Source organism: Paractinoplanes rishiriensis (assembly GCF_016862375.1).
Classification (GTDB): Bacteria; Actinomycetota; Actinomycetes; order Mycobacteriales; family Micromonosporaceae; genus Actinoplanes; species Actinoplanes rishiriensis.
Genome location: NZ_BOMV01000082.1, coordinates 67,509 through 92,157 on the forward strand (window position 1 = coordinate 67,509; position 24,649 = coordinate 92,157).

Sequence of the window (24,649 nt, forward strand, 5' to 3'; positions counted from 1 at the left end):
CGTCAAGCCGCGCCCGCGAGGGTGGCGGCGTGATGGTTTTCCGGCAGCTGCGTTCGCCGGCCGACTTCGTGCGGGCCCGGTCGCTGATCGGCACGGAGGTGTCCGGCGACGAAATCCTGTCCGGCCTCTGGGACCTCGCCGCCGCCGACAGCGACGTCCTCGTCGCGATCGTGGCAACCCGGCGGGTCTCACCCTCGGTGGTCGAGGTCAAAGCCATGCGGGGGTACGCCGGGCAGGCGCGACTCTTGCGCGAGGTGGCCGACGACTGCCGCGCTCAAGGCGTGGAGCGGCTGGTCGCGGCCGGCTGCGTCGACGCGGATGTCCTGCGGCGAGCGGGTTTCGTCCCCGACCCCGGTACCGGCCGGTTGGTCCTTCAACTCTGAGCCAGGCGCCGTTCCAGGTCGTCGAGGTTTCCCTCGTACATCCTCTCGCCGGTTTCGGCCACCAGCGACCGTGCCTCGCGCAGCAAGCGCAAGCCCTCGCCGGTGTTGCCGGCCAGCGCCTCGGCCTCGGCGAGCAGGCCCAGCACCCAGCCGACCAGATGCCGCGCGCCCCGGGACCGGATCTCGTCGAGGCTGGCCCGCAGCGACCGCACGCCACCGGCCGGATCGCCGTCGAGGGCACGCACCCAGGCCGCGACCGCGGCCGCGTAACTGAACCAGGCCGGCTGGGGACCGGCCAGGTCGAGCGCGTGCCGGGCGTGCTCGCCGGCGACAGGCACGTCCCGGCGCAGCGCGTGGATCAGCGCGGTGCTGGTGAACACCCCGGCCCGGGCCAGGGGCGGCAGGTCGCGGGCGCGGCCGATCGCGACAGCCAGGTGAACGTCGGCCGCGGCCCGCTCGCCCAGCAGGTCGAGGACCGGTGCCAGCTGGAGCCGGATGGTGACCTCGTGCGGCGAGTCCGGATCTTCCGACACGGCCAGGTCGAGGCTGCGAACCAGATGCTCGCGGGCCGCGGCCGGGTCGCCCAGGCACCACAGCGTGCGGCCGGCGGCCAGGTGGGCCAGCGCGCCGCCACCGGCCGCCACCATCCGCTCGGCCAGTTCGCGGGCCTCGGCGTGCTCGCCGCGGGCTACCGCGACCTCGTACAGGGTGCGGTACGCCGGGATGTCGGCCAGTTCCTCGGCCAGGGCCCGGACCCGGGTCATGGCGCGCCGGCCGGCCACGGACCGGGCGCCGTCCAACTGCGCGTGCAGGGTGGCCAGACGCAGGTGGATGTCGAGTTCGGAGCGGGCGACCGGGGGCTCGGCGGCCAGCAGGGTGAGGGCGTGTTCGAGGAGCTCGGCGGCTTCCTCGTGGGCCAACGAGGCGAGTGCCCGGTCGGCCGCGGTGAGCAGATGCGGCAACGCCTTCGCGGTGCCGACCACCGGCGCGGCCAGCCACCAGTGCGCACCGCCACGGTCGCCCAGGCTCGCCGCGACCCGGGCGTGCAGCCGAGCCTGCCGGGCCCGGCTCACGTCGTCGTAGATCGCCTCGCGGACCAGCGCGTGCGTGAACCGGAACCGGCCCGCCGACGCCTCCTCGAGGATCAGGCCGGACAGCAGCGCGGCCTCCACGGCGGCGAGCACCCGATCGTCGTCCAGACCGGACACGTCGCGCAGCACGCCGAGGTCGAACTCCCGGCCCACCACCGCCGCCACGAGCAGGATCGCCTGGGTCTGCTCGGGCAACCCGGAGATCCGGCGACGCAGCACGTCGCGTACCCCCTCCGGAACCTCGTGGGCCGCGGCCTGCTGCGCGGCAGCAAGCCGGCGCCGGCTCCCCAGCAGGCGAATCAGTTCCACCACGAAGAACGGGTTGCCGGCGCTGCGATCGTGCACGACATGGACCAGTTGATCGTCGGGATCCACATCGTCACCGAGCCGGGCCGCCATGAGCGAACGGACGTCGTCCTCGCGCAGGCCGTCGAGTGGCAGGCGCTCGACCACCGGCAGGCGCGCCAGGGCCGCAAGGGTGTCGGTCAGCGCCCGCCGTCCCTCGGCACGGTAGGTGGCGATCACCAGGATCGGTGTGGTGTGCAGCTCGGCGGCCAGGGTCGTGAGCAGGCGCAGCGAGCCGGCGTCCGCCCAGTGCAGGTCGTCCAGGACAAGGACCAGCGGCGCCCGCTGCCGGAGGGTCGCGACGATCGTCCGGCAGAACCGGAACCGGACCGCCTCGACGTCCACCACCGGCAGCCCCGGCCCAGGCTCCAGCTCCGCCGGCAGGTTCAGCTTTTCCAAGATCTGGATCCAAGGCCAGAACGGTGGGGCGCCCGGTTCCTCGGTGCAGCGCCCCCAGACGGCGTCCGGCGCCGCTTCCTCGGCGAGCCGGGTCTTGCCGATGCCGGGTTCGCCGGACACCAGCACCAGCCGCCCGCGGCCGTCCAGCGCGCCGCGCAGCACGGCCAGCTGCTCCGCCCGCCCGACGAAGGTCTCGGCCGGCGCGGGTTCCGGCTCCGGGGCCGGCGCCGGCGGATCGAGCTCCGGGGCGTGGCCGAGGATCTGCTGGTGGAGGTGGCTCAGCGACGGGCTCGGCTCGATGCCCAACTCGGCGTCCAGCAGGCGGCGGGTCTCCTGGTAGACGTCGAGCGCCTCGGCCTGACGGCCGGACCGGTAGAGGGCGCGCATCTGCAACGCCCGTAGGTTTTCCCGGTACGGGTGGGCCGCCACCAGCCGGCGCAGTTCGTCGGCGACGGCGGCATGCCGTCCCAGCGTGAGGTCGGCGGTGATCCGATCCTCCAACGCGGCCAGCCGCATCCCGTCGAGACGGGCACGCTCCCCGGGCGCGATCTCCAGCCCATCGAGGACATCCCCGCGCCAGAGCGCGAGCGCCCGCCGCAGGGTCTCGGCGGCGCGATCGGGTTCGCCGGCGTCCAGTAGTAGCCGGCCGTGCGCGGCGAGCCGCTCGAATCGCGTCGCGTCCAGGTCACCCGGGCCGATCGCGAGCCGATAACCGGGCGGCTGACTGAGCAGGAGGTCCGGTTTCAGAAGGCGGCGCAGATGAGAGACGTACGCCTGAAGCGAAGCGACGGCCTGCGCGGGCGGATCTTCACCCCACAGCTCGTCGACGAGGTGCTCGAGCGAAACGACGGTGCCGGCGCGCAGCAGCAAGACGCCGAGGACGGCGCGCTGTTTGGGACGGCCCAGATCGAGTAGCCGCCCGTCGACCGCTACTTCGAGCGGCCCGAGAATCCTGAACTCCACCGGCTCAGCCCGTCGCTGCGTGATCGACGTAAGCGTGCGGATGACCAGGAGGACACCGACACGGCGGGCGAAACGAATGCTCGATCAAGTTGGGATGCTAGCGCGGCTGAGTGTACTCTGCAATCCGCGTTTGGAAAACTGCGTTTTGCAAACTGCACTGAGCGCCTTGATTAGCATCGGAGGGTATGACGATGGGGAAGAAGGTCGACGACCTGCACGACTCGGACGCCTTCCGGCGGCTCCGGGACGTTGAGAAAGTCGCTCGGCGCATCTTCTACAACTCGCCCGACTATGTGCCCGGGCCACTCCAACTACCGGCCTTCGCGCGGGAGACGCTCCTCGGCATCTCCGGCCTGCCCGCCTCCGCCGGTGAGGTGGCCGAACTGGTGAGGGTCCGCACCGAGCGGCACGCGGCGCTGCTTTCCCGAGTGGACGGCGAGGATGCCCCCGAGGTGCAGGTCGTGCTGGATGAGGCCGTGCTGCGCCGGGCGCCGGGCGGATCGGCCACCATGCGCCAGCAGATCGAGCACCTCATCGAAATTTCCCGGAAGCCGACGGTACGGATCGGAGTCATCCTGCTCGAGCACGGTCCGCACCCCGGTTTGGCCGGTTCGTTCGAGATCCACGACGGCGTGGTTTTCATCGAGGGTGCCGACGGCGACCGGATCCTCGAGAGCGACAGCGCTTGGACCGGCATTTTTCAGGACCGGGCGGCCGACCTGATGACGATGGCCGCGTGGGGCGACGAGGCGCGCAATCTGATGGCCAAGCTGATCAGCGGCTAGTCGGAGTCCTGGTCGGACGGGATGGAGGTGCCGTCCTTCAGGTCTGCGATGAAATTCCGGAACTCTTCGACGTCGAAGGCGAGGACAGGTCCCGAGCGGTCCTTGGAGTCGCGCATCAGCACGCGGTCGCCATCCCTCCTGACCTCGACGCAGTTCCCGCCGCTGCTTCTCCTGCTCTTGTGCCATCCCGACGCGATCCCGTTGTCCACTGTGCCTCCCGTGAACGGCGAACGGTCGCCCATGGAGTCAATCAGCCATGTCGCATGGGCGGCGTAGTGACGAGTTGAACCCCTCGACTTTGCGCTCGGACCGAACTACCTCATCGGAGTCGGCCAATCACTTACGGTACCCGATTCCCGGTGTTTCGGATCCTCCGGAGAGTCGGGAGCGCCGTGGGCTGTGCCGCAATGACACTTATCCCATGCGGTAGGATCCTGCGGGTGGACGTCGGCCACCTGCGTTTTGCAGATTAACGGTCCTCCGAGCTGACGGCCCGCGGCGGGTGGGGAGGGGAGTGGCATGTCGGATGCGTCTGATCGGTCCGTCGTGCCTGCTGGTGACGTGGGGCCAAAGATTGCCAAGGCAAACGTGGCGCAGCGCTTGCGGGCCCTACGTGACGGATTGGGTCTGAGCGTTGCGGCGGTCGCCAAAGACATGGACTGGTCGGTTTCAAAACTGACCAGAATCGAAAAGGGTGAGGTTTCGATTCAGCCCTTGGAGGTTCGCGCACTTCTGGGGCTCTACAGCATCAGCGATGAGCATGTCGTCGCGGAATTGTCCCGGCTGGCCCGCACCTCCCGTTCCCGTCAGTGGTACAGCCGCCACCGGTTGACGGGCGCCTTCGCTGACTTCGTGGCCTACGAGAACGAGGCTGCCGAAATTCAGGTCTGGCAATTGCTTTTCGTTCCCGGATTGCTGCAGACGAGGGAATACTCGCGAGCCATCACGGCGCGTACGCTGCGTACCGATCCGAACGACGAACAGGTGAAGGCACGAGTGGACCTGCGGGTGGACCGCCAGCAGGCTTTGTTCGAGCGGCAGCGCGGCGAGAATCCGCCGCACATCACGGCGGTGATCGACGAGTCCGTGCTGCGGCGCCCGACCGGTGGACGCGAGGTCATGGCCCGCCAGCTCGACCACCTCCTGACCTTGGCCGAGGACCCCGACCGATTCTCCCTCGGCGTGACGCCGCTCGAGCTGGAACACCACTCCGGTATGGGTGGTTCATTTGAGCTCCTCAAGTTCTCCGGGAACACGCATGGGGATGTCATGTTTGTCGAGGCCGCGGCGGGGCTGGATTTCCTGCTCTCCGATCCCGAGACAATCGGCCGGCACAACGCCCTCTTCAAAGATTTGCTCGACTACGGTCGAACGGGAGATCGGGCCTTGCAGATGATCCGGGCCATCCGGGACGAGATGCGGGCGGGCTGAAATCGCGGCCGGTCAGGGCCGGAGCGGACGTTTGGCCTCCAAGGCGCGAACGACGGCACGGCGCACTTGCTCGAACACGCGCCGGTTGTCCGAAGTGAACAACACCACGCGGCGCCCCCGGTGCAGAGCGGTCAGCTCCATGTGGCGAGGATTGCGGCAGTAGTCGATCCAGATCGCCGCGATCAGTCCCGTGGCGGCTAGCACTCCGGCCGCGCCGAGCAGCCAGCTTGCCGAGCCGTAGAGTGCGGCTACGCCAGCGGCCAGCAGCAGTTCCAGCGTCCCGCAATACAGAGCGACGGCACGTGCCGTGTGGGCGTAGAAATAGGCCGGATCCTCGACGACGAGATCGCGAACTCGATAGATCGAGTCGTCCGTCTCGATGTATGTGCCGGTGACCACGATGCCTGGTCCCGGGTAGTAGACGGGCTGGTCGGCCTCTGAGGTGTCTGAGTTCAGTGTCATGACGACCCTCCTGACTGTAAATCGTCAGGCATCTCTCGGCTATCAGCAACCCTCTATCTACCGCCTGCTGTCAGCAGGCGGCTATCTGCGTTACGCAGACAAGGCGATTTGCAACATTCGTTGCGATTTGAATCAGTGCGATTTGCGCCATTGGCGGCCGTTCGCCTCTTGGGACACTGGACGAACGTGTCCTCTCACCTCGGGCGAGCCCGGGGATCCGGCTGCTGCGGCAGTAAAACGGCAGACTGGCGCGCCCGGCAGGATTCGAACCTGCGACCGACGGATTAGAAGTCCGTTGCTCTATCCGCTGAGCTACGAGCGCCTGGCCAGGCACATACTAGGCGGTCGTCTGGGTCTTGTCGTCTGCCTTGCCGCTCATCGCGTCCTCGGGTGCCGGCGGCACCTCCATCTCGGGGGCTCCGGGTGCCGGGACGAACGCCTCCACCCAACGTCCTAGCTCGCGGAACACCTCTGCGCGTACCTCTTTGCCGGAAAGAGTGAGGTCGTGCACGCCGCCGTCGAAACGCGCGATCGTCACCCGGGTGCCCAGGCGCGGCGCCCAGCGGGCGATGTGTTCCACGTCCAGGACCACGTCGGTGATGCGGGCGTCCTCGGACCAGCCCCGGCCGCGGAACGTGCGGGTCGAGCAGGCCACCAGTACGGGGGCGTCGATGGACAGGCCGGCGCGCAGGCGGCGCTGGCCCCGGCGGATCGCGTTCAGCCAGCCGACCGTCACCGGGAAGCCGGTCAACGGTTTCCAGGCCAGGTCGTAGGTCCACTCGCCACGATGGTCGGCGTGCAGGCTTTCGCCGTACGTGCCCAGTGCGGCCGTCGGGACCTTCCGGTACGGGGTGCGCCCGCCGATTCCGACCACCGCGGCCATCAGCGGGCGGCGGACCACCCACGGGAAGTTGAAATCGAAGAACGGGCTGTTCAGAAACAGGCCGTCGATCATCCCGTGCCGCTGACGAGTGTGCGCCCACAGCGCGGTGATCAGGCCGCCGGTGGAGTGGCCGGCCACCAGCATCCGGTCGTGGCCGTCGTCATGGCGGATGATCCGGGCGGACTCGTCCAGTTCCGGGAAGTAGTCGGCGAGGCTGCGGGCGAAGTTGGGCGTCTGGTGGGGTAGCAGGCTGCGGCCGTACTTGCGCAGGTCGAGGGCGTAGAAATCCCAGCCGTTCTCGACGAAGAAGTCGGCCAGGTGGGTCTGGAAGAAGTAGTCCACGAAGCCGTGCACGTAGAGCACCGCGCGCCGGCTGGGCCGGTCGGCTCTGCGGCGCACCAGCGTGGCCACCACCGGGCCCTCGTCGTCGCTGCCCAGGTCGATCGTGTGCCGCTCGTAGGGCGGTCCCAGGACGTCCGTCTCCACAAGGTCAGGCTACCCATCGGTAAGGCCGCCGGCGCCATATCAGATCCATCGGCTCTTCCGGTGATATCCCCAATCCACAGGGTCAAAGTCAAGATCCCCATCCGGTACGCGTCCGGCGCGATGCTCGCCCCGCACAACGTTCCGACACAGGAGGACACCTTGTTTGACACGAATCTCGTGATCGTGGGCAATGTTCTGAATGCTCCCGAATGGCGGCGCATTCAGGGCTCCGGGTCGCTGGTGGCCAATTTCCGGGTGGCGTCCACAGCCCGCCGCTTCGACCGGGCCAACAACTGCTGGGTGGACGGCAACCACCTGCGGGTCCGCGTCGTCGCCTGGCGCCGGCTGGCCGAGGGCATCGCGTCCTCGATCACCGTCGGCGACCCGGTGATCGTCTACGGGCGCGTCTACACCCGGGAATGGAAGGACGACAACGGCAACAACCGGATGTCGTACGAGATGGAGGCGTTCTCGATCGGGCACGACCTGGCCCGCGGCCGGTCCCAGTTCTTCCGCACCAAGGCCGGTCAGGGCGTCACCATGGTGGAGGACTCCGAGGCCGAGGCGCTGGTCGGCGGCGAACTGACCGACCCGGTGGGGCCGGACGAGGTGCCGGTTGGTTACGGCGACGGCCTGCCCGACCGGTTCGCCGGCGAGCCGGAACCGACTTTCGCCGAGGAACCCGCCGCGGCCGCCTCCCCAGAGTCGGCACCGCCGGAACCGGAGTCGGCACTGCCGGAACCCGAGTCGGCACTGCCGGAACCCGAGTCGCCGACCGAGGACGAGCTCACGCTCGAGGTCGAGAAGCTGGTCGCCGACACCCCGCCGAGCACCGCCCGGCGTTCGCGGCGCACCAGGCGGGAGCCGGTCGCGGCCTGATTCCGCCCGGCTCGGCCGGTCCGGCCGGCCGAGCCGGGATTCACCCGTTCGAACGGGGGTGGGCCGAACGTTCCGGTGGATCGGACCGGCCGGACGAGCCGCCCGGTTGGTCCAGGCGGGCACTCGCCCGGCAGACTGGGCAGCGTGCTGTTGAAGGAGATCCGCGCGATCGCGGGCGAGACCCTCGTGCTTTCACCAGACGACCCGGCCGCCGAAAACGTCAACACCAACTGGTTCGGTGCACCTCCGCACGAGCGTATGGGCCTGTCCGCCGACGAGGTGGTGACCGCGTTCGAGGAGACGATCGCGGTGCTGCGCAGTCAGGTCACGGCCCTGCGGCACGACGGCCCGGCGACGTTCTACGTCTGGCACGATCAGCTGGCCGGGCAGCTCCGCTGTTCGACCGGCTCATGCGCGCAGGACAAGCTGCCGCTCGAGTCGTCGTACCGGTTGACCGGCGACCTGCACGCGATCGTGGTGGAGTTCCTCCATGACCGCGCGCCGGGAGCGATCGCCTGGGGCGAGATGGAGCCCATCCCGTACTCGGACGGACCGGAGGCCAGCGACGAGGACACGTTTCCGGTCTGGGTGTGCGACCTGCGGGATCGCTAAAAGGCTTTGGAGGTACGCAGCATGGCGCGGGCCGACGCCGCGGGGCTGGTCGCCGGATACCTGCTCGACGCCGTGCTCGGCGATCCGCGGCGGTTCCATCCGGTGGCCGGGTTCGGCACTGCCGCGGGTGCGCTGGAACGCCGGATCTACGCCCCCAACCGGCGGGCCGGCGCGGCCTTCACCACGGCCGCGGTCGGTGCGCCGGTGGCACTGGGCGCAGCGGCCGCGATGCTGACCCGGCGCCGCCCGGTGGCGCGCGCCGCCCTGGTGGCGGCGGTGACCTGGACCGTGCTGGGCGGCCGCACACTGCGCGCGGAGTCCCGGATCATGGCCGGCCACCTGGAGTCGGGAGACCTGGAAGCGGCCCGCGCTCGGCTCAACCACCTGTGCGGCCGCGATCCGTCGACACTGGACGCTCCCGACCTGGCCCGGGCCACCGTCGAGTCGGTAGCCGAAAACACGTCGGACGCCGTGGTGGCGCCGCTGATCTGGGGCGGCCTGCTCGGTCTGCCGGGTTTGCTGGGCTACCGCGCGGCCAACACGCTGGACGCCATGGTCGGGCACCGTTCGCCGCGATATGCCCGGTTCGGCGCGGCATCGGCGCGGCTCGACGACGCGCTCAACCTCCTGCCGTCCCGGCTGACCGGCCTGCTCACCGCTGCCGTGGCGCCGGCCGCCGGCGGCTCGTCGAAAGAGAGCCTGCGAGTGTGGCGCCGCGACCGCAACGACCACCCGTCCCCGAACGCGGGCCAGTGCGAGTCAGCGATGGCGGGCGCGCTGGGCGTCCGGTTGGGCGGGCGAAATGTCTACTTCGGACGCAGCGAGGTGCGCCCGTTCCTGGGCGACGGCCCCCGCCCGTCGGCCGGACATTTACGGCGAGCGGCCCGCATTTCCGGCGCAGTGGGCGCCGCCGCGGCGCTGCTGGGTGCCGGCTTGGCGCTGGCCCGGCGGGCGCGGCGATGAGTAGCGCGGTCGCCGTCCTGGGAAGTGGACGATCGTTCCACAATCCGGCATCGACGGTCGTGCAATACGTGCATACCGGCAATATCGCCGCTCGATGCGCAGATCTTGTCGAGTTGCCGTTCCGCAGAAACACAAACTCCACAAGATCTGGAGTCGGGCGGCAGCCGGGGCGGCGAGGAGAGCGTGAGCGCGGGCCGGAAAGCGGCCCGGAGTGCGGGCGGCAACGAGTCGCGGAGGGCTGGCCGCATCGAGTGCCGGCGTGCGGGCGGCATCGAGTGGCGCTGGGTTTCTGGGCGGTGCTTCGGTGAGCGGCGGACTGCTGGTGGCCGGCACCACCTCCGACGCCGGCAAGAGTGTGCTCACCGCCGGGATCTGTCGCTGGCTGCATCGGCGGGGCGTCAAGGTCGCGCCGTTCAAGGCGCAGAACATGTCCAACAACTCCGCCGTCGTCGTCTCAGCGGACGGCCGGGGTGGTGAGCTCGGCCGTGCGCAGGCGATGCAGGCCGCGGCCGCCGGTGTCGCGCCCGACCTGCGGTTCAACCCCGTTCTGCTCAAGCCGGGGAGTGACCGCGCCAGTCAGGTCGTCCTGCTCGGCGAGGCGGTCGGCACGGTCACCGCGGGCAGCTTCCGGGAGTGGCGAGAGCGGCTGGCCGAGAGCGCGTATGCGGCTTTTGCCGAGCTTCGGGGCGAATACGACGCCGTCATCTGTGAGGGGGCCGGCAGCCCCACCGAGATCAATCTGCGGGCCGGTGACTACACCAACATGGGTCTGGCCCGGCACGCGGGACTGCCCACGATCGTGGTGGGGGACATCGATCGGGGTGGGGTGTTCGCGGCGCTCTTCGGGACGGTGGCGCTGCTCGACGCCGCGGATCAGGCTCTGATCAGCGGGTTTGTCATCAACAAGTTTCGGGGGGACGCCGGTCTCCTGCGGCCGGGGCTTGACATGATCACCGCGGTGACCGGGCGGCCGGTGCATGGTGTGCTGCCGTTTCACCTGGACGTCTGGCTGGACGCTGAGGACTCGCTCGCGTACGGCCGCATGTTGGGACGGCCGGGACCGGCCCGGGGGAGCGAGTGGCTCCGGGTTGCCGTGGTGCGCCTGCCGCGGATCTCCAACGCCACCGACGCCGAGGCGCTCGCGGCCGAGCCGGGGGTGAGCGTGCGGCTGACCGTCGAGCCGGGCGAGATCGCGGACGCCGACCTGGTGGTGCTGCCCGGGTCGAAGGCGACGGTCAGCGACCTGGAGTGGCTGCGCAGCACCGGGCTGGCCGACGCGGTCGCCCGGCACGCGGCGGCCGGCAAACCGCTGCTCGGCATCTGCGGCGGCTTCCAGATGCTGGCCGAGTCGATCCGGGACGACGTGGAGAGCGGCCGGGGCACGGTTCCCGGCCTGGGGTTGTTGCCGGTCGGCATCGCGTTCGGGCCTCGCAAGATCTTGGCCCGCCCGGAGGGCAAAGGGCTGGGTGCGCCGGTGCGCGGCTACGAGATCCATCACGGGTACGTGTCGCGGGGTGCGCCGGAGCCGCTGCTGCACCACGCCGACGGGCGGCCCGAGGGTGCGATCGCCGGCCACGTCAGCGGCACGCACTGGCACGGCGCGTTCGAGTCCGACGAGTTCCGCCGGCGCTTCCTGACCGCGGCGGCGCGCCAAGCGGGACGGCACGGGTTCCAGGTCGCGCCGGACACCCGGTTCGCGGCGGTCCGGGAGCGGGCGCTCGACGTGCTCGGCGATCTTGTCGAGGAGCACCTGGACACCGCCGCCCTCTGGCGGCTGATCGAGAGCGGTCCGCCGACGGGCCTGCCGATACTTCCGCCGGGTGCGCCCGATGCGCTTTAGGCAGACGTACGCCGACCTGGCCGCGACCGTGCTGAGCCGGCCACCCCGGCTGGGCCGCACCCGGCTGGTCGCGGTCGACGGGGGCAGCGGCGCCGGCAAGACGTCGTTCGCGCTGCGGCTGGCCAAGCAGCTGGACGCGCCCGTGGTGCACACCGACGACCTGCTCGACGGCTGGGACGACCAGTTCACCTTCTGGGAGCGGCTGGAGCGTCAGGTGCTCGGGCCGGTGCGACGGGGCGAACGCGCCACCTACCTGCGCTACCGGTGGGATCGGGGTGAGTTCGCCGGTCCGCCGCTGACCGTCGGCCCGGCCCCCGGCGTACTGCTGCTGGAAGGAGTGAGCGCCGCCAGGCGTGAGATCCGCGCCGAGCTGAGTTTTTCGGTGTTCGTGACGGCATCGCCGGATCTCCGGTTGGCGCGGGCGCTCGCCCGGGACGGCGACGACAGCCTTGCTTTCCGGGCGTACCTTGAGCGTTGGCGTGCTGCCGAGGACAGGCACTTCGCCGAGGACCAGACCGCCGCGGCTGCCGACCTGGTGGTGGATGGCGCGGCGGGCGTGAGCGACGACCGCTTTGCCCGTCTGGGCATGCCTGAGGAGGGCACATGACGACCGACGAGGAAAACCGGCCGGTGCGCAGGCGGGTCACGCTGACCGGCATCAGCTCGCGGGCCTGGGAGCACCCGGCCGACCGTGGCGCCCTGACCGCGCTGCGCGAGCTGCGCGGCTTCGACGACGTGGTCAAGGCGTTCTTCGGCATGTGGAACGAGCGCGGCTTCCGACTGCAGTTCCTGGCCGGCTCGATCCGCGTCGACCACCGGCAGTACCCGCGCGTCTACCAGCGCTTCACCGAGGCCGCCGCCACGCTCGACGTGGCCGAGCTGCCCGAGCTGTACGTGAGCCAGTCGCCGATCATCAACGGCCAGGCGATCGGCCTCGACAAGCCGTTCATCGTGATCACCACGGCCGCGGTGGAAAAGCTGGACGACGACGAGCTGCGCGCCCTGCTCGGGCACGAGCTGGGTCACGTCCGCAGCGGCCACGCGGTCTACAAGACGATCATGATGATCCTCACCCGGTGGACCGCCAGCATCGCCTGGCTGCCGATCGGCGCCATCGCGCTGCGGGCGATCATCGCGGCGATGATGGAGTGGTGGCGCAAGGCCGAGCTGTCCGCCGACCGGGCCGGCCTGCTCGCCGGCCAGGATCCGGCCGCCTCGACCCGGCTGCTGATGAAACTGGCCGGCGGCGGCGACCTGTCCCAGATCGACACGGCCGCGTTCCTCGAGCAGGCCGCCGAGTACGAGGGCGGCGGCGACCTGCGGGACAGCATCCACAAGATCGGCCTGGTCGCCTGGAGCACCCACCCGGTGCCGGTGGCCCGGGCCGCCGAGCTGCGCAAATGGATCGACGCGGGTGACTACGCGCGGATTCTCGGCGGTGACTACCCGCGGCGCGACTCGGACGGCAACGCCTCGGTCACCGACGACGTCAAGGCGGCCGCCAACTCGTACCGGGAGACCTTCGCCAACTCGCAGGACCCGCTGATCGGGGTGCTGCGCAAGCTCGGCGACGGCACCGCCGACCTGGCCGCCACGGCGGCCCGCGGCGCCCGCTCGTGGGCGTCCGGACGGGGCCGGCGCGACGACGATTCGGAGGGCGGCAGCACCGCCTAGGATCGGTTCATGAGCTTGAGCGAATCCGATCTGCGTGCCGCGATCGCCCGCGAGATGCCCGGGGTCCGCGCCGACCTGGAACGGCTGGTCCGGATCCCCGGCATCGCCTTCGAGGGCTTCGACCACACCCAGGTCGAACGGTCCGCCGAGGCGGTCGCCGAGCTGCTGCGCGGGTGCGACCTCGACACCCAGATCGTGCGGCACGGCGGCCAGCCCGCCGTGATCGGTCGCCGGCCGGCGCCGCCCGGCGCGCCGACCGTGCTGCTCTACGCCCACCACGACGTGCAGCCCACCGGCGACGTGTCGCGGTGGACCAGCGACCCGTTCGAGCCGGTCGAGCGCGACGGCCGCCTCTACGGCCGGGGTGCCGTCGACGACAAGGCGGGGGTGATGGCGCACGTGGCTGCCCTGCGCGCGTACGGCGACCAGCTGCCGGTCGGCGTGGTCGTCTTCGTCGAGGGCGAGGAGGAGTACGGTTCCGACTCGCTCAACGACATCCTCGCGGCGCACACCGACGAGCTGCGCTCCGACGTGATCGTGATCGCCGACTCCGGCAACTGGGACATCGGCCAGCCGGCGCTGACCACCTCGCTGCGCGGCCTGGTCAACCTGTTCGTCGAGGTCAAGGTGCTCCGGAGCGCGGTGCACAGCGGCATGTTCGGCGGCCCGCTGCCGGACGCGCTGATGACCCTGGCCCGGCTGCTGGCGACCCTGCACGACGATCAGGGCGAGGTCGCGGTCGACGGCCTGATCGGTCGGGAGGGCGCCAGCGTCGACTACCCGGAGGACAGGTTCCGGCATGAGGGCGGCGTCCTCGACGGGGTCCGGCTGATCGGCAAGGGCTCGATCACCGACCGCTGCTGGACCAAGCCGGCCATCTCGGTGCTCGGCATCGACGCGCCTCGCACGTTCGAGGCGGCCAACGCTCTCCAGCCCACCGCAAAAGCAAAGATTGGCGTACGCGTGGCGCCCGGCGACGATCCCAAGTCGGTGTACGCGGCGGTGCGCAGTCACCTGGAGAAATTCGTGTCGTGGGGCGCCCACGTCGAGGTGACTCTGGAGAGCGACGGCAACCCCTGCGTGATCGACGCGACCGGACCGGCCTACGACGCCGCGCGCGCCGCGTTCGCCTCGGCCTGGGACGGCGTGGCACCGGTGGACATGGGCGTGGGCGGCTCGATCCCGTTCATCGCGACGTTCCAGGAACTGTTCCCGCAGGCCGCGATCCTGGTGACCGGCGTCGAAGACCCGCAGTCCGGCGCGCACGGACCGGACGAGAGCCTGCACCTGGGCGAGTTCGAGCGGGTCTGCGTGGCCGAGGCGCTGCTGCTGCGCAACGTGGCGGAGGCGCTGACGAGTTAGGAGGCGGTCGACGATGGCCGACCTGACGTGTGACGTCCTCGTGGTGGGCGCCGGTCCCACCGGGCTGATGCTGGCCAACTGGCTGGTCAAGCTCGGTGTCGACGTGATCCTGGTGGACGGCAAGGACGGGCCCACCCGGGAGTCCCGCGCGCTCGTGGTGCAGGCCCGCAGCCTGGAGATCTACGACCAGCTGGGGGTCGGTGACCTGGTGCTGGCCGCTGCCCGGCGGGCCGACGGCCTGTCGCCCGGCTTCCTCGACCGGGTGTTCGGCCGCGTCCCGATCGGCGCGCTCGGCCGGAACGTGACGCCGCATCCGTACCTGGAAGTCCTGGAGCAGAGCCGCAACGAGGAGATCCTCTACGAGAATCTGCAGAAGCTCGGGCTGGACGTGCGCTGGGAAACGCCGGTCACCGCGGTCACCCAGACCGAGGAGGGCATCGAGGCCAAGGTCGGCAACGACACCGTACGCGCGCGCTTCTGCGTCGGCTGCGACGGCTCCAACTCGGCCATCCGCCGCTACCGCCGCATCGACTTCGAGGGCACCACCAACCCGCACCGGTTCTACGTGCTCGACGCCGTGGCCGCGGCCGGCCTGGTGGAGGGCGCGGTGAACGCCCGCCCCGGCGGCGACGACTTCATGCTGGCGTTCCCGATGAAGGGCCGCGGCCACTGGCGCCTGATCGGCCTGGTCCGCGACGAGGACGGCAACCGCGATCTCACCGAGGAGGACGTACGCCCGAAGCTGCGCCGCTTCGCGGTGACCTACGACCACTCCCGCTGGTTCGCGACATACCGGGTCCACCACCGGATAGCCGCCGCGTTCCGGGACGGCCCGTTCTTCCTCTGCGGCGACGCGGCCCACGTGCACTCCCCGGTCGGCGCGCAAGGCATGAACACCGGCCTGCAGGACGCCCACAACCTGGCCTTCAAGCTGGCCGACGTCGTACAGGGCCGCCGCCGCGACCGTTGGCTGGACCGCTACGAGGCCGAACGCCGCCCGGTGGCCAAGCGCCTGGTAAGCACCACCGACCGCCTCTTCGCCGCGATCACGTCCCAGACGGCGTTCGCCCGAGCCCTGCGCCGCCTCGTGGTGCCGATGCTGGCCCCGGTGGCGGTCCGCGGTTTGCCCCGCACGAGCGGCGGCGGCAGACTCTTTCAATACCTGTCCCAGATCCGCATCCACTACTGGATGACCCCGGGCGCCGAACAGGCGGCGGGCGGCCGCCGGGGTCCGGTGGTGGGCCGCCGCCTGCCGTGGGCGGGCGACAATTTCGCGGCGCTGCGCTCCTTGCAGTGGCAGGTTCACGCCTACGGCGGCGTGACCGCGGCCGAGGTCCCCGACGTGGGAGTGCCGGTCCACGTGTTCCCGCCGGCACCGAGGACCCTGTTGCGCCCGGGCCACCTCTACCTGGTGCGTCCCGACGGCTTCGTAGCCGCCGAGTCAACCCCGAAGGACGCGCTGCGAGACTTCCCGCCCCTGATGTCCTGACGCCCTTGGCGTCCCCGCGAACGGGACAGCCCCGAACACCTCAGCCGCAGTCCCACATCGTGGCCGCCGGCTGCGCGACCGGGCTTAAGACGCGGTGATGTCGGCGGTGTCGGCCAGGCCGCGAGCCTCGAAGCCGGGGATCTCGCGTTCGGAAGTGCCGCCCGGCGTGTTCATTGCCGGCGGCTGGCCGCCGGCAATCGGCATCGACCCGGCGCTGTGACCGTGCGGGGCCGGTCCGTATGGCGAATGCGGCCCCGGCCCGCCCGGCTGGCCGAGCGGGCCGGATCCGCTCTGGCCGAGCGATCCGGGTCCGCTTTGACCATGTGATCCGGGTCCGCCCTGGCCGAGCGATCCGGGTCCGCTCTGGCCGTGCGAGACCGGAACCGGCCCGCCCTGGCCATAGGGTTGCGGCGGATGGGCGCCGGGTAAGCCCGCGGCTTCGTGCGGGATCGCGCCGGACTCGTGTGGGCCCGGGCCGAAGAACGGTGCGTGCGGACCCGGTGGGCCCGCCTGGCCGTGCGGCATCTGCTGTGGATGGGGCAGAACCGGCGAGCCGGGCTGACCGTACTGCCCGGGGGATCCGTGTGGGCCGCCCTGCATGGACGGGGAGCCGGCCGGTGCGTGCGGCACACCCGACGCCACCGGGCCGGCCGGCTGCAGGTGGGGGACGCCCGATGCCACCGGCAGCGGCTGGGTGTGGCCGGTCGGGCGGGCGTCGTTTGCCACGAAGGGCACGCCGGAGATCACTACCGGGGGGCCGTACGGGCCGGGCGGCGGAACCGGCACCGGCTGGCCGTGCGGGATGGGGCCGGGCTGCTGGCCGGGCACGCCGCCGGGGCCGGCGATGGCTGCTGCTACGACGCGCTTGGCGATCTCGGGGGCGGCGGCCCAGTGCAGGCCCAGCTGGGATGCGTGCACCTGGCGCCAGACGAAGCCCTCGGGGTTGCCGCCCGACCAGGTCCAGGCCGGTACGGCGCCGGCGCGCGGGGTGACTATGGCGCGGTGCTGCTTGTACCCGGTGATCCGGGCGCCGGCTGGAGCGAGCGGTGACGTGGTCGGGGCGGTCGCCTCGCGGTAGCCGGCCACGGTCTGGTCGCCGGTGATCGCGGACGCGTCCAGCACCGCGCACATCGGCCGGCCGTCGAAGTCGCGACCCAGCCAGGGGAGGGCCACCCCCTCGGCGACCACCGGCCAGCCGTCGTGGGCGAACTTCGCGACCGCGTTGCAGAGCCGCCGATTGGCCGACAGCTCCTCGGCGTACCCCTCTGGCAGGCCGGCACCGACGATGAGCGCGCGCGTGCCCGCCGGGAGCGACTCATCACGCAGCGGATCGACGACGGCGACGTCCGCGCCGGCTGCGGTGAGGAGTTCGGCCGTTTCGACGTACGTGTACGGAGCCCCCGCACCACCCGCGAGCGCGACCAGCGGACGCTGGTCGAACCCCTCGCCACCCACCGCCTCGGACGGAGTCCAGATCGGGCCGGGCAGCGCCGGCGCCGAGCCGGCCAGGGCCATCAGGCGCTCCAGGTCGAGCCCGCCGGCGACCGCCTCGCCCAGCCGGCGCACGGCCCGGCTCGCCTCGACCGTGCGGTGCGCGACCGGAACCGGGCCGTGCGCGCGGGCCGGTAGGACGTTCGGCAGGTCGCCGCGGCGCAGCGCGCCCAGCACCGGCATGCCGATGTCGTCGAGGGCAGTACGCAGCATCTGCTCGTGCCGCGGCGAGGCGACCCGGTTGAGGATGACGCCGCCCAGGTGGACCATCTCGTCGAACATCCGGAAGCCGTGCACCAGCGCGGCCAGCGAGTGACCCATGGCGGCGACGTCCACGACCAGCACCACGGGGGCGCGCAGCGTGGCGGCCACCGCGGCTGTGCCGTCGAGTTCGGGCTGTCCGGTGAGCGAGTCGAACAGGCCCATGGCGCCCTCGATCACGGAGAGTTGCGCTCCGGACGCACCGTGCGCGAAGAGCGGCGCGATGCGCTGGGCGCCCACCAGGCGCGGATCGAGGTTGCGGCCGGGCCGGCCGGCGGCGAGTCCCAGGTACGCGGCGTCGGTGTGGTCCGGTCCGACCTTGAACCCGGCCGCCTGGACGCCACGAGCCGCGGCAGCCGCGAGCAGACCGACGGCTATCGCGGTCTTTCCGTGCCCCGATGAGGGCGCGCTCACGACCAGACGGGGCTGGGCGCTCATCATGGTCTCCCGTGGCTTACGAACGAAGGCGGTGCACGTGAACATGCCCGCCGGTTGGGCACAGTACCTGGCTTCGGCGGACGCTACCTGGTGGCCGGGTAGCCTCGGGGGGTGTACCGCTTTCTGCTGACGCCGCGTTGGCTGGCCGCCGCCGCGTTGGCGGTTGCGGCCGCGGCGGTGATGGTGCTGCTCGGATTCTGGCAGTACCACCGCTATCAGGAACGCAGCGCCATCAATGATCGGATCGACGCGGCCGACTCGACGCCGCCCGTTCCGTTGACGTCGGTGCTCACTGCCCCGACCGCCGCGGGCACCGCCGGCCCGGCTGGCGAAAAGGCCGTGGCCTGGAAAAAGGTGACGCTGAGCGGTCGCTACGACCCGGCGCACGAGATCCAGGCCCGGGGCCGCACGGTCGCTGGTGATGTTGGTTATGAGATCGTGACGCCGCTCGTGCTGGCGGACGGTACGGCGGTGCTCGTGGACCGTGGCTGGGTGCCGGCGCCGGCCGGGGGAGCGTTGGCGGCGCCGACCGTGCCACCCGCTCCTGTGGGTGACATCACGGTAGTGGGACAACTTCACCTGTCGGAAAGTCGACCGGCACCGATCGAACGACGACACGGCCGGCTCGACACCCGGCGGATCTCGGTGCCCCGGCTTGCGCACGAGTTGCCATATCCCGTGTACGGGGCGTACGTCCTGCTGACCGAGCAGACGCCCGCAGCCGACCAGTCCTTCAAGCGGGTGCCCATCCCGCACGAGGATGCGTGGCAGAACGGCGGTTACTCGGTGCAGTGGTGGCTGTTCGCCGGGATGGCGCTGTTCGCCTTCGGATGGCAGGCGCGCAAGGAGGCGCAGACGCGAGCGGGCAAGCCGGCGGTGAAGGCCGACCGGGTCGCGACCGCCGATCGCAAACGGCCCGCGCGCGAAGCGGACGAGCCGATGGACCGCGTCGAGGCCGCGGACCGCAAACGAGCCGCGCGCGACGAGGAGCCGATGGACCGCGTCGAGGCGGCCGACCGCAAGCGGGCCGCGGAGGCGGAGCGGAAACTCGCGGCGCAGAGCGGCCAAGACTAGGGTCACGCCCATGAGTTCGCCGAGCGACCCATGGGGCGTTCCGGCCCCTGCCCCCAACGATCCGTGGACCGCGCCGCAGCCGGCGGCACCGGTGACCGGCGCTCCCGAGGCCGGGCCCGTCATCGTGCAGATCGCCGAGATCTCGGTGACCTCGACGACCGTGCACACGCCGGCCGGCGACATCCCGCTGGCCGGCTCGCAGTGGCAGGTCAACGACTACTGGATCAGCCAGCAGCGGATCCCGCGGTGGGCGATCGCCGCGGCGATCGTGGGGTTCTGCGTGCTCACGGTGTTCAGCCTGCTGTTCCTGCTGATCAAGGAGTCGGTGATGCAGGGCACGGTCCAGGTGACCGTGACAAACGGCACACGTCAATACGTCGCCCGCATCCCAGCACGTGATCAGTCCGTGGTGACGACCATCAATCAACAGGTCAATTACGTACGCATGCTTGCCGCTCTTTAGCCTTTGCCGCCGATCGCGCGCACCATGTCGATCGTGTCCGCCTCGGCCGCCGGTTTGTCGTCGCGGTAGCGCAGCACGCGCGCGAACCGCAGTGCCACCCCGCCCGGGTAGCGCGGCGAGGTCTGCACCCCGTCGAACGCGATCTCGACGACCTGCTCCGGTCGCACCTCGACCACCCAGCCGTTGTCGGAGACCGCGAGCTGCTGGAACCGCTCGGTCTGCCAGCGCAGCAACTCGTCGGTCAGCCCCTTGAACGTCTTGCCCAGCATCACGAACCCGCCGGTCTCGGGGTCACGCGCGCCGAGGTGGAGGTTGGACAGCCAGCCCTTGCGCCGGCCGTGCCCCCACTCGACCGCGAGCACCACGAGGTCGAGCGTGTGCCTGGGTTTGACCTTGACCCAGGCCGAGCCGCGGCGGCCCACGTCGTACGGCGCCTCGGCGGCCTTGATCACGACGCCTTCCTGCCCGGCGGCCAGCGCGGCCGCGAACGCCGCCGCGGCCTCCTCCTCGCCGGTCGCCGTGCTGCGCCCCACGATCAGCTGCGCCGGGAGCGCGTCGTCGAGGGCCTGCCAGCGCACCCGGCCCGGCTCGTCGAGCAGGTCGGTGCCGTCGAGGTGGAGCAGGTCGAAGAAGTATGGAGTGAGCGTCACCGGCGCCGCCCCGCGGGTCGCGGCCCGGCTCGCCGTCTCCTGGAACGGCCGGGGCCGCCCGCTCGGGTCGAGCGCCATCGCCTCGCCGTCCAGTACGGCCTCGCGGACCGGCAGCTTGCGCACCAGTTCGACGACCTCGGGCATCCGGGCGGTGATGTCGTCGAGGCTGCGGGTGAAGACGGCCACCTCGTCGCCGGAGCGGTGCACCTGGATGCGAATGCCGTCGAGCTTGACGTCGACGGTCGCCGGCACGCCGGTGGCCAGCAGCGCGGCTCCCACGTCGGGCGCGCTCTGCGCCAGCATCGGCGTCAGCGGCGTGCCGACCCGCAGGCTGATCTCGGCGAGCGCCGCCGCGCCGCCGGTCAGTGCCGCCACCGCGACCTGCTTGAGGTCACCGGAGAGCAGCAGTGCCCGTCGCACCGCGGTGACCGGCACCTCGGCCGCCTTGGCAATGGCGTCGGCGAGCAGTCCCGCCTGCGCGCCCTGCCGCAGCTCACCGCTGAACAACCCGATCAGCAGCCGCTGCTCGTCGGCCGTGGCCGCCCCGAACAGCGCCCCCAGCAACTCCCGGCGCCGGGCCTGCGATCCGGCGCCCGCGACCACCGAGATCTCGGCAATCGCCGCATCGACCCCGCCCACGGTCAGCGTTGCCTCGGCGGCGGGCGGCGGCCGATCACGCAGGCTCGCATAGCCCACGCCCGTCTGCCGCTGCCGCAACTCGCCGGCAAGGTAGGCCGAACCGGCCGCGATCTCGTCGGGATCGAGCCGGCGCAGCGCCTCGGCCAGGAGTTCGATCTTGGCCTTGCGCCCGGACACAGCTGATACGGCAGCGGAGGTGGCTGCCAGGTCGAGGAACCGCACGGGCTCATCCTGGCAGCCACCTACGACAATTTCGCCCGGTCCAGCTGGTTGGCGGCGACCCGCGCCCTGACTGGCTAGCCGCACCGGACGACCCGCGCGCTCCCCCGTTTGTGAACGCGCGCGACTCAGGCGGCCAGCGGCTCCTCGATGCGGAACCCACGGGCCCGCACCGCATCGGCCACGCGACTCAGCTGCGCGTCGATGGCGCACAGAGTCGCCGAGATCTCCTCAAGATCCTGATGCAGGGCAGAGTCGTCCCACTCGGACACGTTGACCTGATCGAGCGCCCGCACGGCCGCCCGCAGCCGGGCAATGGACTCGAGACGCTCACGATTGCGAAGTCGATCGATGGCGTTGCGCGGCCCGACGGGCATCGGCCGCACCACCAGGGACACCGAAGCAGGCTCATCATTCGAACGCATGTTCGAGATCCTAACAGGATCGAAGTGGCCCGCGCACCCATGTCACCTCGCCGGTGTCATCCGCCGGGGATGAGGTGAACCGATGCTCGACCGGAAACCAGCCCTGCCGTGAAAACGCCCCTTCTCGGCACCGAAACTGTCGTACCCCACCCGTAACGTGGTGTTAACAAGAACGACCGAAGGAGGACGACCGTGGCCGACCGTGTGCCGCTGGACTTCGACCCGCCGGTTCGTGTGCTGCGAGCTTTGTTGCTCGGTGTCGACGACGACGAGCTGGCCGGGCCTACCCCCTGCCCGGACTGGAGCGTCGCGGCTCTGCTGGATCACCTGATGGGTCTGTCCCATGCGTTCACGCAGGCCGCTCGCAAACGGGTCGACGCTCCGGGCACCGCCGCACCGCCGCCGTCGCCCTCCGCGCAGCATCTGTCCCGCCATTGGCGCAGCCGGTTGCCGGTCCTCCTCGAAGACCTGGCCACCGCGTGGAAAGACCAGGCCGCCTGGGCCGGCACCTCGCGGGCCGGCGGCGTGACCATGCCCGCCGCCGAGCTGGGTGTCGTCGCGATGAATGAGTTGATCATGCACAGCTGGGATCTCGCCCGCGCCACCGGCCAGGACTACGCGGCCGACCCGCGCATCCTGGAGACGCTGATCGAGTTCCTGGCCCAGGGCCCGGCCGAGGGCACGCCCGGCCTGTTCGGCCCGGCCGTCCCCACCGACAGCGAGGCCTCCCTGCTCGACCAGACCGTCGCCCGAGCCGGCCGTGACCCGCGCTGGCGCCGCCCACCCCGCCGCCGAGCCACCGCGGCCTGACGCCACGGGAGGTCCACCCTATTAACACTTATTAATTAGGTGAGCTTCTTCGACGGCGGGGTGAACTTCCTCTTCGGCTCTCCGTCGAGGGCGTCGCGCAGCGTCTGGGCCACTGTCATCTTCGACATGGTGCTGCGGCCCGACCCCACGTGGTTCGTCGGGTCGTCGGGGTCGGCCACGAATGCCGCCGCCGCCATCTGGGGGGTGAAGCCGCAGAACCACGCGGCCTTGTTGTCGTCGGTGGTGCCGCTCTTGCCGGCCACCGGACGGCGCAGCGTGCCGTACACCATCGAGCTGGTGCCCCAGCCGCCGCAGCCGCCCTTCTCGGCGCCGTAACCCGTCACGCAGCGGGCCGCGTCGGTGGCGGCCCGGGCCACCTCGACGGGCACCGCGCGGTGGCAGCGCGGCGCGGCCACCAGCTTGCCGCCGAACTTGGAGTTGGTGCCGTCGGGGTTGCGGATCAGCTTGACCGGCAGCGGCTGGCAGTAGTTGCCCTCGGCCGCGAGCGTGGCGAACACGTTCGCCATCTCGATCGGGGTCGCGTCGCTCACCCCGAGCGTGAAGGCACCCCACCCGGAGGCGTGCTCGGGGGTGGCCAGCTTGCGGTCGATGTCGGTGCGCCAGGCCAGGCCCAGGCGCTCGGCCATCTTGACCGCCTTGTCCGCGCCGACCTTCTCCTCCAGCTGGACGAAGTACGTGTTCACCGACTTGCCGAAGCCGCTCCACATGTTCTGCCGGCCGGTCATCGACTTCGTCGAGTTCTTGGGGCACCAGTGGATGCCGCAGGTTGCCGGGCCGGGGGCGGTGATGTATTTCGACACGTAGCGCTGCGGCGAATAGAACGACGTGCTCAGCGGCATGCCCTCTTCGAGCGCCGCCAGCAGGGTGAAGATCTTGAACGTGGAGCCGGCCTGGTAGCCCGCCATGGTGCCGCCGCCGAGGAGCGGGTTGACCGTGTTGGGGTAGTTGCCCTTCTTCTCGTTCGGGTCCAGCGAGTACCGGCGGTTCACGGCCATGCTGACGATGCGCCCGGTGCCCGGCTCGATCAGCACTTCGCCGTGCGCGTACCGGCTCTTCTTCTTCTCTTTTTTCAGGACGTGCCGCATCGCGATCGACTGGATTCTCGGGTCCAGCGACGTGACCACCTTGTATCCGCCACGGCGCAGGTTGCGCTCGCGATCCTCGGGGGTTTTGCCGAACGCCGGCTGCTCGCGCCACCACGACTTGAAGTAGTCGCAGAAGAATCCCCAGTCGTTGTTCTTGTCGGCGATCGACATGCAGTCGTTGGGCGGCGAGCTGAGCTTCAGCTTGATCTTCGCCTTCTTGGCGTCGGCGGCCTGCGAGCGGCTGATCGCATTGATCTTGAGCATCTGGTCGATCACGTAGTTGCGCCGGTCGGTGGCCGCCTCCTGGTCCTGGGTCGCCGGGTCGTAGGCGGACGGCGCCTTCACCAGCCCGGCCAGCAGCGCCGACTCGGTCAGGTTGAGGTCCCGGGGCAGCTTCGAGAAGAAGACCTGCGCTGCGGCGAAGATCCCGTACGCCCGATGGCCGAAGTACGCCGAATTCAGGTAGCGCTCCAGGATCTCCTGCTTGGAGATCCGCTTCTCCAGTTCGATGGCCATCCGCATCTCGCGCAGCTTCCGCGACGTCGTCTGCTCGGTGGCCTCCAGCGCCTGCTTCGGCGTCTTGGCACCGTCCCGCAGCGCCATCCGCACGTACTGCATGGTCAGCGTCGACGCGCCCTGCGAGATGCCGCCGGCCTGCCGGTTCGCCACGAACGCGCGGGCCACGCCCTTGGGGTCGACGCCGTGGTGCTCGTAGAAGCGGCTGTCCTCGGACGCCACGATCGCCTGGATCACGTACGGGGACATCTCCTCCAGCCCCAGTGGCCGGCGGTGTTCCTCGTAGAACATCGTCATCAGGGTCTTGCCGTCCTTGGCGTAGACGTATGTCGTCTGCGCGCTGGGTACCTCGATGAGTTCCTCGGGCAGGCTCTGCAACGCCTCGGTGCCGGCTTTCACCCCGATCCCGGCGAGGGCGGCGAGCGGATAGGCCAGGCCGGCGACCACGAGTCCCGCGATCAGGCCGGCCCGGACGAGGGGAGCGATCTTTCCGGCAGCCACACCACGAAG

The 24,649-nt window shown here is 70.8% G+C and carries 21 protein-coding genes, 1 tRNA gene and 1 pseudogene; 14 read left to right on the forward strand and 9 right to left on the reverse strand.

Annotation, left to right across the window (positions count from 1 at the left end; genetic code table 11):
- The first annotated feature begins 29 nt into the window (after positions 1-29).
- Positions 30-383: a hypothetical protein gene (locus Ari01nite_RS38860; RefSeq protein WP_203788059.1), complete on the forward strand. Its 354-nt coding sequence runs from the start codon at positions 30-32 to the stop codon at positions 381-383.
- Here Ari01nite_RS38860 and Ari01nite_RS38865 read toward each other — a convergent pair.
- Entirely contained in the window at positions 374-3,181 is a 2,808-nt protein-coding gene (locus tag Ari01nite_RS38865; RefSeq protein ID WP_203788060.1) for an ATP-binding protein, read from the reverse strand. The two genes, Ari01nite_RS38860 and Ari01nite_RS38865, sit on opposite strands and share 10 nt — an antisense overlap.
- 185 nt (positions 3,182-3,366) lie before the next feature.
- Between Ari01nite_RS38865 and Ari01nite_RS38870 the strand changes: the two genes are divergently transcribed.
- Positions 3,367-3,966, forward strand: coding sequence for a DUF5753 domain-containing protein (locus Ari01nite_RS38870; RefSeq protein WP_203788062.1), 600 nt, complete (start codon positions 3,367-3,369; stop codon positions 3,964-3,966).
- Here Ari01nite_RS38870 and Ari01nite_RS38875 read toward each other — a convergent pair.
- Positions 3,963-4,175, reverse strand: coding sequence for a DUF397 domain-containing protein (locus Ari01nite_RS38875; RefSeq protein ID WP_239163391.1), 213 nt, complete (start codon positions 4,173-4,175; stop codon positions 3,963-3,965). The two genes, Ari01nite_RS38870 and Ari01nite_RS38875, sit on opposite strands and share 4 nt — an antisense overlap.
- 310 nt (positions 4,176-4,485) lie before the next feature.
- On the opposite strand from Ari01nite_RS38875, the gene Ari01nite_RS38880 reads away from it, so the two are divergent.
- Entirely contained in the window at positions 4,486-5,397 is a 912-nt protein-coding gene (locus Ari01nite_RS38880) for a helix-turn-helix domain-containing protein (RefSeq protein WP_203788066.1), read from the forward strand.
- Between the two features lie 12 nt (positions 5,398-5,409).
- Here the strand turns inward: Ari01nite_RS38880 and Ari01nite_RS38885 are convergent, their stop codons facing one another.
- From Ari01nite_RS38885 to Ari01nite_RS38895, 3 genes are all read right to left on the reverse strand, one after another.
- Complete coding sequence (locus Ari01nite_RS38885; RefSeq protein WP_203788068.1) at positions 5,410-5,859, reverse strand: DUF6232 family protein; 450 nt, start codon at positions 5,857-5,859, stop codon at positions 5,410-5,412.
- Between the two features lie 246 nt (positions 5,860-6,105).
- Positions 6,106-6,181: transfer RNA gene (locus Ari01nite_RS38890), tRNA-Arg, on the reverse strand.
- 15 nt (positions 6,182-6,196) lie between these two features.
- A complete protein-coding gene (locus Ari01nite_RS38895) occupies positions 6,197-7,228 on the reverse strand; it encodes an alpha/beta hydrolase (protein ID WP_203788070.1) in 1,032 nt (343 codons plus the stop codon).
- Positions 7,229-7,387: 159 nt separating this feature from the next.
- Between Ari01nite_RS38895 and ssb the strand changes: the two genes are divergently transcribed.
- The 8 genes from ssb to Ari01nite_RS38935 all read left to right on the forward strand — a co-directional run bounded on the left by ssb (position 7,388) and on the right by Ari01nite_RS38935 (position 16,047).
- Positions 7,388-8,107: a single-stranded DNA-binding protein gene (gene ssb, locus Ari01nite_RS38900; protein ID WP_203788071.1), complete on the forward strand. Its 720-nt coding sequence runs from the start codon at positions 7,388-7,390 to the stop codon at positions 8,105-8,107.
- Between the two features lie 144 nt (positions 8,108-8,251).
- Positions 8,252-8,719, forward strand: coding sequence for a hypothetical protein (locus Ari01nite_RS38905; protein ID WP_203788073.1), 468 nt, complete (start codon positions 8,252-8,254; stop codon positions 8,717-8,719).
- A 21-nt stretch (positions 8,720-8,740) separates the two neighbouring features.
- The gene (locus Ari01nite_RS38910) at positions 8,741-9,682 is read left to right on the forward strand and encodes a cobalamin biosynthesis protein (RefSeq protein ID WP_203788075.1); all 942 of its coding nucleotides are present in this window, start codon (positions 8,741-8,743) and stop codon (positions 9,680-9,682) included.
- 304 nt (positions 9,683-9,986) lie between these two features.
- A complete protein-coding gene (locus Ari01nite_RS38915; RefSeq protein WP_203788077.1) occupies positions 9,987-11,522 on the forward strand; it encodes a cobyric acid synthase in 1,536 nt (511 codons plus the stop codon).
- Positions 11,512-12,129, forward strand: a complete 618-nt coding sequence (locus Ari01nite_RS38920; protein ID WP_203788079.1) for a uridine kinase family protein — start codon at positions 11,512-11,514, stop codon at positions 12,127-12,129. The genes Ari01nite_RS38915 and Ari01nite_RS38920 overlap by 11 nt, the downstream gene beginning before the upstream one ends.
- Positions 12,126-13,196 (forward strand): M48 family metallopeptidase, encoded by a 1,071-nt coding sequence (locus tag Ari01nite_RS38925; protein ID WP_203788081.1) that lies wholly within the window; start codon positions 12,126-12,128, stop codon positions 13,194-13,196. Before Ari01nite_RS38920 ends, Ari01nite_RS38925 begins: the two co-directional genes overlap by 4 nt.
- Before the next feature lie 9 nt (positions 13,197-13,205).
- A complete protein-coding gene (locus tag Ari01nite_RS38930) occupies positions 13,206-14,558 on the forward strand; it encodes a dipeptidase (RefSeq protein WP_203788083.1) in 1,353 nt (450 codons plus the stop codon).
- 13 nt (positions 14,559-14,571) lie between these two features.
- Entirely contained in the window at positions 14,572-16,047 is a 1,476-nt protein-coding gene (locus Ari01nite_RS38935) for an FAD-dependent monooxygenase (RefSeq protein WP_203788085.1), read from the forward strand.
- An 84-nt stretch (positions 16,048-16,131) separates the two neighbouring features.
- On the opposite strand, the gene Ari01nite_RS38940 is transcribed toward Ari01nite_RS38935, so the two are convergent.
- On the reverse strand, positions 16,132-18,237 hold the full coding sequence (locus tag Ari01nite_RS38940; protein ID WP_239163392.1) for a cobyrinic acid a,c-diamide synthase CobB: 2,106 nt from the start codon (positions 18,235-18,237) through the stop codon (positions 16,132-16,134).
- 111 nt (positions 18,238-18,348) lie between these two features.
- Between Ari01nite_RS38940 and Ari01nite_RS38945 the strand changes: the two are divergent.
- Together Ari01nite_RS38945 and Ari01nite_RS38950 are read left to right on the forward strand one after the other, a co-directional pair.
- A pseudogene (locus tag Ari01nite_RS38945) lies at positions 18,349-19,134 on the forward strand (SURF1 family cytochrome oxidase biogenesis protein); the annotation flags it as partial.
- Between the two features lie 187 nt (positions 19,135-19,321).
- Complete coding sequence (locus Ari01nite_RS38950) at positions 19,322-19,774, forward strand: hypothetical protein (RefSeq protein ID WP_203788088.1); 453 nt, start codon at positions 19,322-19,324, stop codon at positions 19,772-19,774.
- Here the strand turns inward: Ari01nite_RS38950 and Ari01nite_RS38955 are convergent.
- Both Ari01nite_RS38955 and Ari01nite_RS38960 read right to left on the reverse strand, forming a co-directional pair.
- The gene (locus Ari01nite_RS38955; RefSeq protein WP_203788090.1) at positions 19,771-21,285 is read right to left on the reverse strand and encodes an ATP-dependent DNA ligase; all 1,515 of its coding nucleotides are present in this window, start codon (positions 21,283-21,285) and stop codon (positions 19,771-19,773) included. The two genes, Ari01nite_RS38950 and Ari01nite_RS38955, sit on opposite strands and share 4 nt — an antisense overlap.
- A gap of 125 nt (positions 21,286-21,410) precedes the next feature.
- Entirely contained in the window at positions 21,411-21,680 is a 270-nt protein-coding gene (locus Ari01nite_RS38960) for a hypothetical protein (protein ID WP_307837814.1), read from the reverse strand.
- Positions 21,681-21,899: 219 nt separating this feature from the next.
- Here Ari01nite_RS38960 and Ari01nite_RS38965 point away from each other — a divergent pair, with 219 nt between their 5' ends.
- Positions 21,900-22,517 (forward strand): TIGR03086 family metal-binding protein, encoded by a 618-nt coding sequence (locus tag Ari01nite_RS38965; protein ID WP_203788092.1) that lies wholly within the window; start codon positions 21,900-21,902, stop codon positions 22,515-22,517.
- 35 nt (positions 22,518-22,552) lie between these two features.
- Here the strand turns inward: Ari01nite_RS38965 and Ari01nite_RS38970 are convergent, their stop codons facing one another.
- Positions 22,553-24,640 (reverse strand): transglycosylase domain-containing protein, encoded by a 2,088-nt coding sequence (locus Ari01nite_RS38970; RefSeq protein WP_239163394.1) that lies wholly within the window; start codon positions 24,638-24,640, stop codon positions 22,553-22,555.
- Between the last annotated feature and the right edge of the window lie 9 nt (positions 24,641-24,649).